The organism is Amorphus orientalis, from assembly GCF_030814015.1.
Lineage (GTDB): Bacteria > Pseudomonadota > Alphaproteobacteria > Rhizobiales > Amorphaceae > Amorphus > Amorphus orientalis.
The window spans coordinates 1,105,171-1,117,899 of the sequence record NZ_JAUSUL010000001.1; the positions used below are offsets into that span (position 1 = coordinate 1,105,171).

10 protein-coding genes are annotated in these 12,729 nt (G+C 65.8%); 3 read left to right on the forward strand and 7 right to left on the reverse strand.

What is annotated here, in order from left to right; all coding sequences use genetic code 11:
- Positions 1 to 11: 11 nt before the first annotated feature.
- Positions 12 to 1,073 (reverse strand): maleylacetate reductase, encoded by a 1,062-nt coding sequence (locus J2S73_RS04965; RefSeq protein WP_306884325.1) that lies wholly within the window; start codon positions 1,071 to 1,073, stop codon positions 12 to 14.
- Positions 1,070 to 1,945, reverse strand: a complete 876-nt coding sequence (locus J2S73_RS04970) for a dioxygenase family protein (protein ID WP_306884326.1) — start codon at positions 1,943 to 1,945, stop codon at positions 1,070 to 1,072. Before J2S73_RS04970 ends, J2S73_RS04965 begins: the two co-directional genes overlap by 4 nt.
- A 105-nt stretch (positions 1,946 to 2,050) precedes the next feature.
- Between J2S73_RS04970 and J2S73_RS04975 the strand changes: the two genes are divergently transcribed.
- On the forward strand, positions 2,051 to 3,001 hold the full coding sequence (locus J2S73_RS04975; protein WP_306884327.1) for a LysR family transcriptional regulator: 951 nt from the start codon (positions 2,051 to 2,053) through the stop codon (positions 2,999 to 3,001).
- 101 nt (positions 3,002 to 3,102) lie between these two features.
- Here J2S73_RS04975 and J2S73_RS04980 read toward each other — a convergent pair whose 3' ends face one another.
- The 5 genes from J2S73_RS04980 to J2S73_RS05000 are packed head-to-tail and all read right to left on the reverse strand — an operon-like array spanning position 3,103 to position 9,468.
- Positions 3,103 to 4,710 carry an FAD-dependent monooxygenase gene (locus J2S73_RS04980; protein WP_306884328.1) on the reverse strand — a complete coding sequence of 536 codons (1,608 nt, stop codon included), beginning with the start codon at positions 4,708 to 4,710 and terminating at the stop codon, positions 3,103 to 3,105.
- Between the two features lie 12 nt (positions 4,711 to 4,722).
- Entirely contained in the window at positions 4,723 to 5,739 is a 1,017-nt protein-coding gene (locus J2S73_RS04985) for an amidohydrolase family protein (RefSeq protein ID WP_306884329.1), read from the reverse strand.
- A 49-nt stretch (positions 5,740 to 5,788) separates the two neighbouring features.
- A complete protein-coding gene (locus J2S73_RS04990; protein ID WP_306884330.1) occupies positions 5,789 to 6,574 on the reverse strand; it encodes an IclR family transcriptional regulator in 786 nt (261 codons plus the stop codon).
- A complete protein-coding gene (locus tag J2S73_RS04995; RefSeq protein ID WP_306884331.1) occupies positions 6,571 to 8,511 on the reverse strand; it encodes a TRAP transporter permease in 1,941 nt (646 codons plus the stop codon). The genes J2S73_RS04990 and J2S73_RS04995 overlap by 4 nt, the downstream gene beginning before the upstream one ends.
- 9 nt (positions 8,512 to 8,520) lie before the next feature.
- Positions 8,521 to 9,468 (reverse strand): TAXI family TRAP transporter solute-binding subunit, encoded by a 948-nt coding sequence (locus J2S73_RS05000; protein ID WP_306884332.1) that lies wholly within the window; start codon positions 9,466 to 9,468, stop codon positions 8,521 to 8,523.
- A 160-nt stretch (positions 9,469 to 9,628) separates the two neighbouring features.
- Between J2S73_RS05000 and J2S73_RS05005 the strand changes: the two genes are divergently transcribed.
- Together J2S73_RS05005 and J2S73_RS05010 are read left to right on the forward strand one after the other, a co-directional pair.
- A complete protein-coding gene (locus J2S73_RS05005) occupies positions 9,629 to 11,344 on the forward strand; it encodes a thiamine pyrophosphate-requiring protein (RefSeq protein WP_306884333.1) in 1,716 nt (571 codons plus the stop codon).
- Positions 11,345 to 11,630: 286 nt separating this feature from the next.
- Positions 11,631 to 12,725 (forward strand): cache domain-containing protein, encoded by a 1,095-nt coding sequence (locus J2S73_RS05010; RefSeq protein ID WP_306884334.1) that lies wholly within the window; start codon positions 11,631 to 11,633, stop codon positions 12,723 to 12,725.
- The last annotated feature ends 4 nt before the right edge of the window (positions 12,726 to 12,729 follow it).

The window sequence follows — 12,729 nt, forward strand, 5'->3', positions numbered from 1 at the left end:
CTGTCGTCTTGTCAGCGCTCGGGGCGCCGTCCCTCCCAGGCGTCCTGCAGGAGCGCACGGATAGGGTCGCGCTCGATGGGGCGCGGGTTCCAGTAGGCGTTCTGGACGGCGAGGTCGGCGGCGCGGTCGAGATCGGCCTCCGACAGGCCGAGGTCCTTCAGGGCGCTGGGTGCGCCGACGCGCAGCGCGAAGTCATAGAGTGCGGCTCCCGGCGTTCCGCCGAAGATCTCGCCGACGGGAGCGAGCAGCTCCGGCACGGCGGCGGCGTTGTAGCCGATCGTGTGCGGCAGCATGATCGCGTGGGTGTCGGCGTGCGGGGTGTCGAAGGACCCGCCGAGCGTGTGGCAGATCTTGTGATGCAGAGCCATGCCCACGGCGCCGAGCACCATCCCGCAGAGCCAGGCGCCGTACAGCGCCTTACCGCGCGCCTCGGGATCACCGGGCGTTTCGACGATCGCCGGCAGCGCCGACTGCATCGCCTTGAGGCCTTCCACCGCGTAGATCGAGACGATCGGATTGCGGTTCTGGGCGTAGAGACCTTCGGCGGCGTGGGCCATGGCGTTGAGCGCGCTGGTCACACTCATGGCGACCGGAAGACCGAGGGTGAGGGACGGATCGTAGATGACCACCTCCGGCACAACCTTCTGGTCCGTCAGCGTGGTCTTCTTGCCGTGTTCGGTCTGGCCGAGGATCGGCGTCACCTCGGAGCCGGCATAGGTGGTGGGAATGACGATCTGCGGCAGATCGGTGCGGTAGGCGATGGCTTTGCCGAGCCCGGTGGTCGAGCCGCCCCCGAGGGCGACCAGGCAGTCGGCGCCGGTCACCGCCACCCTTTCCACGGCCCGCTCGGTGACGTCGACCGGCGTGTGCATGGCGGCTTCCGAGAACACCCCGGCCGAGCGATCGCCGAGATTGCGCGCGAGATCCGTCCCGTCTTCGACCTGCTGCGGTGTCGTCAGAACCAGCGCGCGCCGGCAGCCGAGCTTGTCAACGTGGTCGCCGACCGCGGTGCTGGATCCGTCGCCGAACACGATCTCGTGCGGCATGCCGCGATAGGTGAAGCTCTGGGTCACGGGCGGTCCCTCTTCGGCTTCGCGCGCGCCATCACGAAGGTGAAATCGAGAGCCCAGGCACGGCCGCCGGATGGGTCACAGACCGGAACGAAGTCGCCGATCAGCTCCGGTCTGACGCCGAACAGGGCGTCGTCCGACAGATCCGGATCGTTGCCGTCGAAAACGTGGGTGGAGATCGTCTCGTAGGGCTCGGCGCGGATTATGAAATGGAGGTGGGCGGGCCGCCGCATCGGGCATCCGATCCGGCGGAACAGGGCGCCGACCGGTCCGTCGTCGGGGAGGGCGTAGCCAGCCGGCTTGACCGTGCGGTAGTGGAATCCGCCGTCGGCGCCGGTTGTGAAGACACCGCGCAGATTGTGCTCCGGCTGGGCCTCCGGCTCCTGATTTTCATAGCGGCCCTGGGCGTTGGCCTGCCAGGTCTCCACCGTCGCGCCGGCGATGGGGTGGCCGTCGAGATCCACGACGCGTCCCCGCACTGTCAGAGGATCGCCCTTGCCGTCGAGGGAGATATCCGTGCCGAGGGGGTAGCGCGGCGCATCGGCCCGGTAGAACACGCCGCGCACGGTGTTCGGCGTGGCTCCCAGCGGGCGGGGCGCGTTCAGTTCCTCGACCAGAGCGGAAACGCCGAGCACGTCCGACAGAAGCATCCATTCCTGGCGCTTGTCGTCGACCGCGTGTCCCGTGGCGGTGAGAAACTCGATGGCCGCCCGCCAGTCCTCCTGGCTGGGCCGGGTCTCGCGGATCAGGGCGTGCAGGTGCTCCACCGCCGACGCCAGAAACGGCGACGGATCCCGGTCCGCCCGGCGGAACCGCTCGGCGGCGGCGCGCGAGGCAGCCTCCATCGTGTGCGTCGGCATCGTCGATGCCGGCATGGCAGTTCCTCCCGACTTTGGATCTTTGCGTCCGTGTCGAGATCAGAATAGCAGGCGGTGGACCAAGCTTGATGATTTCTGCGCCCTTTAATATAGCAAATCGTTATGAAGATTGACGAGCGCCACCTGGTTCAACTTGCCGCCGTGGTTCAGGCCGGTGGTGTGACGGAAGGCGCCGCGCTGCTGGGGCTGTCCCAGCCGGCCGTTTCACGGACGCTCTCGATGCTGGAGAAGCGGCTGGGCGCCGCCCTGTTCGTACCCGGCCGGCGGCCGCTCCAGCCGACCCCGTTCGGCCGGGCGCTGGCGGCCCACGGCCAGACCATGCTGACGGCGTCGCGCAAGGCTTCGGAGTTGCTCGAAACCTACCGGGAAGGCGGATCCGGGGTGGTCCGCGTCGGCGGCACTCAGTTCTTCACCGACGGGCTGGTCACCCAGATGGTGGCGGCCTTCCAGAACACCCATCCGGACGTGCGGGTCGACCAGAGCTATGGCTATTTCGGCGACCTGCGCACTGCACTGGTCGCCGACCGGATCGATCTGGCGATCTGCCCGATCGACCTGCTCGACGAGGGGTCAGGGCTGGTGTTCGAGGAACTGCTGCCCGGCCGCAACGTGGTTGCCTGTGCGCCGACCCATCCCCTTCTCGTGAAGCGTCGGCCGCAGGTGGGCGAGCTTCTGGACTATCCCTGGGTGGCGCCGCCGCCGAACAGCCCGCTGATGGCGGACCTGAGAAGCCTGCTCCTGTCCCTCGGAGAGATGGAGCCGAAAATCCGCTATTCGGGCGGGTCGCTGATCAGCGTGGTCAACTATCTCCAGGCGACGGACGCGCTGACGATCCTGCCCCATGGCGTGGTGTTCGGCCTCCGGCATGGCGGCGGGGTCGCGGCGCTGCCGTTCAAGGTGCCGCACCCGGAACGGGCGCTCGGCCTTCTGCGCGTGAAGGGAGCCAGCACGTCGCCGGCCGTCGACACGTTCGCGCGCCATATGACGGAAAGCTTCGCGGCGCTGCGTCACCTCATCAAGCGCCATGAGGACCGGGTGGTCTGGGGCGCGTGACGTCGCGGGCACGTTCAGTGCAATGCGCGAATGGGTCTCTTTGCTGCCCGATCGGGCTCGAGGCTGCCGACGTCCTGCGCGCCGGCTGGCCTTCGGATCGATCAGCTCAACCCGGCAGCACGCCTTAGAACGGCTTCGGCACTCGCGTTCGCCGTGTCGCCGGTCCACGCAACGAACTGGTCCGGGCGGATCAGGACGAGGCGCGCTTGCATCCGTTCTCTGCCATCCTCCGATGTGTCCGAGATGACCTTCAGGGGAATTCCGCAATCCGCTGCCGCCCGTGTCAGCGCTTCCACATCGGATGCGGCGGCATCGAGGGACAGGAGCGTAAACCCGCTGCCGAGCTCTTCGTAGAGGTTGCGCCCCGACGACAGGGGCTGCGGCGCCAGATGATGACCCGCCCGCGCCTCGAACGTATGCGATCCGACGGCGCTGCAGCGCGCGCCCTTTGGTCCGAAAACCACCGGCGACCCTTCATAGTTCGGCTCGAACGAGTGGACCTCCGCCGTTCCCTTCGCCCGCTCGGCCCAGGCCGCTTCGAACGCGGCTCGGTCGGTGTCCGGCGAATAGGTTTCGAGGAAGTCCCGGTCTTCGTTGATGAAATTCTCGATGAAGTCGCGAGCGGTTGACTGGAACACCGGACGACGTTCGGCATCGTAGCTGTCGAGGAGCGCTTCGCCGCCCCATCCCTGGAGCGATGCAGCCAGCTTCCAGCCGAGATTGCGGGCATCCTCGAACCCGGTGTTCACGCCGTAGCCGCCATAGGGCGGATGGCTGTGGGCCGCGTCGCCGGCGATGAACACCCGGCCCTTGCGGTAGGTGTCGGCGACCGCGAAGCGCAGATCCCAGAACCCGATATAGTCGAATTCGACGTCGAACTCGGCACCGGCGGACTGGTGGAGGTAGCCGGTGAAATCGAAATTGTCCTTCGTGGTTCCGGGGGGCACCGGAGCGTGGAAGAACCAGGTCGACCCCAGGTCCACCCGGCCGAAGAAGCGCCAATAGCCCTTCAGATCGGGATGCAGAACGCTGAAGAACGATTTGCCGGGATAGCGGGTGAGGAGATCGTGCAATTCCTGGGATTTGAAGACCAGGAGCACCATGAGCCGGTCGTGGTCGGTCCGCGTCTGGGTGATGCCTGCTCCTTCGCGCAGCACCGAACGGCTGCCGTCGCAGCCGACGGCGTAGCGGGCGCGAATGGTCCGGCGGGTCTCCCCGTCCTTTTCCACGATCGTGACGGTGACGCCGTCATGGTCCTGGGACACGCCTTCGCCCGACCAGCCGTAGACGATATCCACCGACGGAATCTCGGCGGCCCGGGCCCGCAGCACCTCCTCGGTCGCATACTGGGGCAGCCGCTCGTTGTCGGTGAAGTAGTAGGGCCTCACCAGCTCGCGCTGCAGCCAGTCGTAGTGATAGTCGCCGAGCAGCGTCCCGTACGCCGTCAGTCCCCCGATGCCGAAGCCGGGTGGGATCGTCCGTGCGGCCCGCAGTTCCTTTTCCGCTCCCCAGAAATGGAAGTGCTCCATCGTCCGTTGGGTCAGGTTCTGTCCCTTCGGAACCGGCTGCGGAACGGGGTGGCGCTCGACGACGATCGTCTTGATGCCACGCTGACCGAGCTCGATGGCGAGTCCCATTCCGACCGGGCCGCCGCCAACGATGATGACGTCGCCGGTCAGCTCCCTGGGCGCGTTGGCTGCCTCTGACATCGTCGGCCCCTTCTAGACGCTCAGACCGAGGAGTTTCACCGCATTGTCCTGGAAGATCTTGCGGCGCAGCTCGTCGGAGATGTCCATCTCCTCGATGATCCGGATCGTTTCCCGGATGTACATCGGACCCGCTTCGGGATCGAACGGTGCGTCGGAGGCGAACAGGACGTGGTCCTCGCCGAAGAATTCGATGGCGTGCTCGATCGCCTTCTGCGAGCCGAACGAGGCCGTGTCGGCATAGAAGTCCTTGAAGTAGTCCAGGTGCGGCCGCTTCAGCGCCTTGCGCACGGCCGCCAGGTCGCGGTCCGTCGTGCGCGCTCCCATCTGGTCCCAGCCCGGGCCGACCCGTCCTTCGAAGAACGGCACCATCCCGCCGGCATGATGGGTGATGACCTTCAGGCCCGGATATTTATCGAAGAGGCCGGAGAACACCATGCGGGCCATCGCGGCGGAGGTCTCGTAAGGCCAGCCGAACGTCCACCAGATCTCGTACTCGGACCGGTCCTCGCTCAGATAGTCGGCGAAGTTCTCGCCGCGGGCCGGGTGAAGCCACACCGGCTTTCCGGCCTTCGCCATATATTCGAAGAACGGCCCGAACTCCGGCAGGTCGACCGGCTTGCCGTTTACGTTGGTGAAGATCTGCATGCCGACGGCACCCAGGTCCTCGACGGCCCGCCGGCTTTCTTCGACCACCGCATCGAGGCTTGTCATCGGCGCCGTGCCGATGAAGGCCGGGAAACGGTCGGGATGGTCCCGGCAGAGCTCGGCCATGGAATCCGAGCCGATCTTGGACAGTTCCAGTGCCTTCGCCGGATCGGCCAGCTTCTCAAGTGGCGGCGAGGCGAGGGAAAGCACCTGCTGATAATCCTCGCCGAACATGTCCATGACTTCGAACCTGCGATCGAGGTTGGTCATCATGGGTACGGCACCGGACCGCCGGGTGATGTCCGTCATCTCTCCGATGTGGTCGATCAGCGCGTCGAAGAACGGTTTCGGCCAGATGTGATTGAATATGTCGATCTTCTTCATGTGTTCCTCCGTCGAAATCCGTGTGTGCAACGTCTTGGGGGCGGTCGTTCTACGAGGGGAGCTCAGCGGTCTGGTTGCGATGGCGGGCCAGGTGCTCGCTGATCCCGTTTGCGGTCTTGATGAGAGCCGACCCGATGCGGCCGACGCCGAACCGGCTGGCGGCTTCCTGGGACATGGTCAGGCAGAGGGAGGCGATCGGGCTGGTGCTGTTGTCGAAGATCGGCGCGGCGATGCCGGTCACCCCCGGTGTCACTTCACCGTAGGCGACGGCGTATCCCGTCCGCCGGATCTGGCGCAGGACGTCCAGGAAATCGTCGCGCGTGTCGCCCAGGCCCGTGGCGCGAAACTCCTCCAGATTGTCCTCGACGAACGGCAGCAGTTTCCGGCGCGGAAGAAAGGCGATGATCGAACGCGAGATCGCCCCGCGTGCCAGCGGCATCGGTCGTCCGCGCGGGTAGCTCGTCTGCACCTCCGACGTCGAACAGGCCGAGGCGACGCACAACAGCTTGTTTCCGTACCAGCGCACCAGAAGCGAGTTGCAGGGATAGGCCTCGGCCAGCGCATCGAGATGCTGCCGCGCGTGCAGCACCAGCGTGTCGGACTTGCGCATGAGGAAGTCGAGCTCGACCACGCGGGGCCCGAGCGTGAAGCCGCCGGATGGCGTGGACGTCAGGAAACCCGCGTCTTTCAGGGTCTTCAGATAGCGGTAGAGCGTGGGCCGGCTGTAGCCGAGTTCCGCCATCAGTTCGTCCGGCGTCCATTCGAGACGCTCTTCGGAGAAGACATCCAGAAGCGCGATCACCCGCTCCAGGCTGTTGCGCGACTCCATCGTCATGATCTCGCGCCGACCGTGCTGCGTCGTTCACGGACGATCTCCGCCGCCATCAGCGCGGCGCCTCCGACCACCCCGATGATGTCGCTGTAGAGCGCACCCGGAAAGGCTCCGGCCGGGACCAGCGCCGCCAGGCCAAGAATGGCGAACAGGCATCGTTTGGCGGGCGACAGGATGGAGGCGAAGTAGCCGGCGAGGGCGGCGGAGATCAGCCAGACGCCGACGACCGCCGTCGTTACCGCAAGCCCGATGTGAAAGGAATCGCCCATCATCAGAAGGCTCGGGGAAAACACGAACAGCACCGGCACCACATAGGCGGACCAGCCGAACCGCATCGCCGCGAACCCCGTCGCCATCGCCGGTGCCTTGCCGATGGCCGCCGCGGCGAAGGCCGCCATCGCGATCGGCGGGGTGATCATCGACATCATCCCGAAATAGAGCACGTAGAGATGGGCCGCGATCGGCTGAATCCCGAGCTCGACCAGGGCCGGCGCCACCAGCGCGGCGAGAAGGACGTAGACCCCGAGCGTGGGCAGGCCCATGCCGAGCACGATGCAGACGATGGCGGAAAGTCCCAGAAGCAGGATGATGCTGGACCCGCCGAGCTGAACCAGCGCATAGGTCAGGTTGAAGCTTAGGCCGGTGAGGTTGAGAATGCCGATCACGAGCCCCGACGCGGCCGAAATGAGAACGATCTCCACGACGGCATGGCCGGTGGTGGAGAGGCTCGCGCCGATTGCCCGCACGGAAGGGCGCTTGCCGCGGTAGCCGATCGCCAGGGACGTCGCGATGATCGAAACCACGGCGATCAGGGCCGCTCGCTCCGGCTGCCAGTTCAGGGCGAAGAGCACATAGATCAGGATGGCGAAGCCCAACAGGAAATGCGCGCCCCCAAGCACGCCCTTCGCCGGGGGAATGTCGGACTTCGGCACCGGGGCGATGCCCAGGCGCGCGGCTTCGAGGTCGGCCTGGATGAACACCGCGATATAGTAGAGAAGGGCCGGGATAAGCGCGGCCAGCACCACGACGGAATAGGAAACGGACAGGAACTCCGCCATCAGGAAGGCCGCGGCGCCCATCACCGGCGGCATCAGCTGGCCACCCGTCGAGGCGACGGCTTCGATGGCCGCCGCCTTATGCGAGGGATAGCCGTCGCGCTTGATCATCGGGATGGTGACGACGCCCGTGCCTACGACGTTCGCGACCGCGGAGCCGGAGATCGAGCCGAACAGGCCGGAGGCGAGAACGGAGATCTTCATCGAGCCGCCGCGGAAGCGGCCCATGCCCAGCATCGCGGCATCGGTGAAGAAGTTGGAGCCGCCCGTCAGTCCGAGCAGCACGCCGAACAGGATGAAGGCGATGACGATGGTCGACGCGACCGACATCGGCAGGCCGAGAATGCCGTTGGCGTCGAAGGCCATGTAGCCGGAAAGGAGCTGCCATCCCTGGGCGCGTCCCTGCAGCCGGCCCGGCACGAGATCCCCGAAGAGACCGTAGAGCAGGAACGCCGAAATGATGATGACGAGCGCCCACCCGGTCGCGCGGCGCAGCGCCTCCAGGGTTAGTGCGATCGTGATGATGCCGGGTATCCAGACCTCCGGCGGCCGCGCGAAGATCTGGTTGATGAGATCGGGATAGCGCAGCGCGATGTAGCCGACGGCCAGGGCGCTGACGATTGCGAGGACGACGTCGAGCCACGGCACCCGCCGGCGTGCGGCGCCCCGCCGGGCGGGAAGCGTGAGAAAGGCGATCGGCAACACGAGGCCGAGAATGAGTGCGAAGAATTGCTGCGGGTAGAAGCCGACGCCGAGATAGCGCGGCAGCGAGATCGCCCACGCCACCGCGGCGAGGGTGAGGAGGCCGGCGAGCACGTCTGCAATCGGCCGGCAGATTTCAATGGAGGGGCCGCGACCGACCCCTCCCACACCATCTGTCTGCATGTGGCGGCCCTAGTTCAGGCCGGCTTCTTCGAAGAATTTCAGCGCGCCGGGATGATAGGAGTTCACCCCGACATCGCTCGCCATGTCCGCCGGATCGAACTGGTTGAACGGCGGGAAGGACGAGGCCATCGTTTCCTTGCCCTCGTAGATCGCCTTGGCCATTTCGTAGACGACGTCGTCCGGCACGTTGGCGTTCGTGAAGACCACCTGGGGATAGGCGAAATAGCTCGCGGTTTCCGGAACGCCCGGAGTGGTGCCGCCCTCGATCTCCGTGAAGAACGCCACCGGCCAGAACTTCCGGGCCAGCTTCAGATTTTCGTCGGTCGGCTCGATCGGGATCGCATAGAGCCCGCCGACCGCCGCATCCGCTTCGCGGACCTTGCCGGCTCCGTGGGCGAAGATGAAGCCCACGCTTTCGCCTGCCATGAAGGCGTCCGCCCCGGCAACGACGCTGGGAACGTTGACCGGCTCGATGTCGTCTCGGGTCATGCCTGCGGTCGCGTACATGGCGTCGAGCTGCGGCAGGATCGTGTTCTGCGCGGTGTAGCCGTCAACCATCGGCTTGCCCTTCAGATCAGCGATCGTGCGGATGCCGCTGTCGGCACGCACGAAGATCGCTTCCCTGAGTGGCATGATGCTCGCGACGATGCGCAGATCGGGATTGGCATTCCCTTCGAACCATTCTTTCCCTTCCAGGGCGTAGGCCACTTCCTGGAGGTTGGCGACACCGAACTCGATGCCGCCGGAGGCAACGAAGGGGATGTACTGGTTGGGGCTGGTGGCCGGCTGGATCGTGGCGTTGAGCCCGGCCTTGTTGGACGCGTTGGCGACTGCGGTCCCGATATTGTGGAACAGCGATCCCGGATTGGACGTCGCGATCCCGACATTCTGAGCCGAAGCAGTCCCGGCGAAAGCCAGCCCGAAGGCCGCTGCCGCCGCAGCGATCGACATACGCATGCGTTTTCCTCCCTCTCCTTTTGTCGGCCCATATGTGTTAGACCGTTCAGAAATCTTTCTATATGAGATTTTTGAATGAGACTACCGGTTAATTCGCGCTCGCAAATTGGCCCTTCGCAAAACGGTAGTCCGCGGCCAAAGAGCGCCTGGGAGGAAATTCGTGAGCGATGACGCCAACCCGCGAGGGTGCGAACCGAAGACCGGAGCCGAAGCGCTCCTGACCGGCCTCAAGACCAGCGGAGTGGACTATCTCTTCGCCAATGCGGGCACCGACTTCCCGCCGATCATCGAGGCGCTCGCCACGTTGCCTCCGGGCCAGGTCGCGGAAGCGCTGACGATCCCCCACGAGACCGCCAGTGTCGCGATGGCGCACGGCTACTATCTCGTCACAGGTCGCCCGCAGGCGGTGATGGTCCACGTCAATGTCGGGCTCGCCAATGCGGCGATGGGGGTCATCAACGCGGCAAGCGACAACGTTCCCGTCGTCGTCATGTCCGGCCGCACCCCGATCACCGAGCGCGGACGTCCGGGACACCGCGTCACGCCGATCCACTATGGCCAGGAGATGTACGACCAGGCCTCGCTGGTTTCCGATGTCACCAAGTTCCACTACGAGCTGCGCTATCCCGAACAGGGGGCTTCGCTTGCCGCCCGTGCGGTCTCGCTGGCGAACAGCGAACCGAAGGGCCCGGTCTATCTCAGCCTTCCGCGCGAGCCGCTGATGGAGGTCATCGAAACGCAGCCGCTGCCGAAATCGCCCCCTCCGCCGACGACTGCGGCTCATCCTGATCCGGACGCGCTCGCGGTCGTTGCGGGTTGGATCGCCGAAGCCGAAGCGCCGCTGGTGCTGTGCCAGCGGGGCGACCCGGCCGGGCGGTTGGGCGAAGCGCTTTCCGCTTTCTGCAATCGGCATGGCATCGGGGTGGCGGAACCCTTTCCCCTGCGCAATGTCATGGCGACGAACGACGATGCGTTCCTCGGCTATGACGTCAAGGCGGCGATGGAAGGGGCGGACGTGGTCGTCGTGCTTGATGCCGGTATCCCCTGGCTCGAGGCGTTTCATGCGCCGGACGAGGGGGTAAAGGTGGTCCATATCGGCGCCGATCCGCATTTCGCGCGGATGCCCGTCCGCAGCTACAGGTGCGATCTGGCGATCGCCGCCGATCCGGTTGCCGCCGTCGAGGCGCTTTCAGCGGTCATGAAGGACCCCGATGAGCGCAGTCGGAGCCGACGGGAAAAGGTGTCGGCCCGGGCGCAGGCATGGCGCGCGAAGGCCCTGAGCGAAGCGAAGACAGGGTGCACCACGCCGATGACGGCGGAGTGGATGAGCCGCTGTCTATCCGACGCTCTCGACGACACGGCCGTGGTCTTCGGCGAGCTGGGTTTCGTTCCGGGATCGATGACCCTGGCGGGGGCCAACCGGGCGTTCAACCCTCCCCATTCCGGCGGCCTCGGCTGGGCACTTCCCGCTGCCCTCGGGGCGCAACTGGCCGACCGCACCCGGATGGTCGTCGCCTGTATCGGCGACGGGTCCTATATTTTTGCCAATCCTGTCGCCTGCCACCAGATCGCCGAGGCTCTCGAGCTTCCGATCCTGACGATCATCAAGAACAACGGCATGTGGAACGCGGTCCGCCGTTCGGTGATCAACAGCTATCCGCAGGGGGCCGCTGCCCGAGCCAACGCCATGCCGTTGACCTCGCTGGAGCCGGCACCCGACTATCTGAAGGTCGCCGAAGCCAGCCGCGCCTATACCGAGCGGGTGGAGAATGGCCAAGATCTTCCGGCGGCGCTGGCGCGCGCGATGGCCGTCATCCGCGACGAGCGGCGTCAGGCGGTCCTCGACGTGCGGGTCGCAGTCTCCGATCGCAACTGAGCTTCTGCCTCAATGCAGTTGGTTGCGCCGAATCGCTTGGGCCACCGGCTCGAGCGCCGGGGAAGATCTGACCTTCCTCACCGCCCATGGGTGTCGGCAGGAGACGGTTAATGCGGCCGGACTGATGACCTGCTCGACCAGAAAGCTGTCGTTCGCTTCGTCACCAATGGGACGAATTCAGGCTTAGGCTTGGGGATTGAGGTGTCGTCATCGTATCCCGATAATCCGGGCCTGCCAGAGACATCGTCTCTGTCCATGGAGCCGAAAGCAGCCAACGGGAATTTCGATGGCGAGGTCAAAGACGCCCTACCCAGCGCTCGCAACAGCCATCTTCGTCTTCGTTGTTGGCCTGTTTGCACTCTTGATGATCGGGACCGCATTTCTGGTTCGGGGCCTCGTCGCTCAGGAGGGCGAGGCCGCCCTTGCCCAGGCCGTCGAGGCGCGGGGGCGCGGTCTGCAGACGACATTTCTGCGGTCGCTTTATCAGACCTGGACGCAGGTGGACACGCTCGCCGGCAGCATCACCGCGCCGAAGCCGGGCGACGAACTCGGGACCCGGCTGTCGGAGCTGACCCAGGGCGACAGCTGGGTTGCGTGGGCGGGATATGCCGATCTCCAGGGCATCGTCGAACAGGCGTCAAACGGGCTGCTTGAAGGCGTTTCGGTCGCTTCGCGCCCGTGGTTCAGCCAGGGCTTGCGCGGTCCGTTCGCCGGCGATGCACACGAGGCGGTGCTTCTTGCCGAGAAGTTGGGCCAGTCATCCAACGAGCCGTTGCGCTTTCTCGATCTGGCCGCTCCGGTAAACGATGCCGCCCGACGCCCGATCGGCGTCCTGGGTGTCCACATTGATGTGGCTGAAGCCCGGAACCGCTTTCGCGAGACCGCCGAAGCTCTGGGGGTCGAAGCCTTCCTGATCGGCGCAGGCGGCGACGTGGTGATCGCCCCGTCGAACGCGCCAATGGAACAGCTCACGACCTCCAGTCTCCGGGCCGCTCGGGTCGGAACGGGCCGGGCCTTCATCGAAACCTGGCCGGACGGACAGGAATACATGACGGTCGTTCTCGACGACCTGCGCTACCGCGAGCTTCCCGATTTCGGCTGGTCGATGGCAGTGCGGATCCCGACCGATATTCTGCTGTCCGCACAAGCTCAGATCCAGCGCGCGCTGATGCTCGCGATTGCGGCGGGTCTCGCAATCGTCGTGCTGATCACGGGGCTCTTCGTGGCGCTCTACGCGCGGCCATTTTCCCGCCTCGCGGCGAGCGCGACGGAGATTGCCGCAGGCAACGACGTCTATCCCTACGAATCCCGGCGTACCCGCGAGGTTGCCGCGATTTCGGCTGCGCTCGCCATCCTCCAGGGTCGGAATTCGCCCCCCTGAGGCT

Bases quoted from the DNA above. Each gene is read 5' to 3' on its own strand.
- J2S73_RS04980 (WP_306884328.1), bottom strand. From the start codon at position 4,710: ATGTCAGAGGCAGCCAACGCGCCCAGGGAGCTGACCGGCGACGTCATC.
- J2S73_RS05010 (WP_306884334.1), top strand. From the start codon at position 11,631: ATGGCGAGGTCAAAGACGCCCTACCCAGCGCTCGCAACAGCCATCTTC.
- J2S73_RS04975 (WP_306884327.1), top strand. From the start codon at position 2,051: ATGAAGATTGACGAGCGCCACCTGGTTCAACTTGCCGCCGTGGTTCAG.
- J2S73_RS05000 (WP_306884332.1), bottom strand. From the start codon at position 9,468: ATGCGTATGTCGATCGCTGCGGCGGCAGCGGCCTTCGGGCTGGCTTTC.
- J2S73_RS04995 (WP_306884331.1), bottom strand. From the start codon at position 8,511: ATGCAGACAGATGGTGTGGGAGGGGTCGGTCGCGGCCCCTCCATTGAA.
- J2S73_RS04970 (WP_306884326.1), bottom strand. From the start codon at position 1,945: ATGCCGGCATCGACGATGCCGACGCACACGATGGAGGCTGCCTCGCGC.
- J2S73_RS04985 (WP_306884329.1), bottom strand. From the start codon at position 5,739: ATGAAGAAGATCGACATATTCAATCACATCTGGCCGAAACCGTTCTTC.
- J2S73_RS04990 (WP_306884330.1), bottom strand. From the start codon at position 6,574: ATGACGATGGAGTCGCGCAACAGCCTGGAGCGGGTGATCGCGCTTCTG.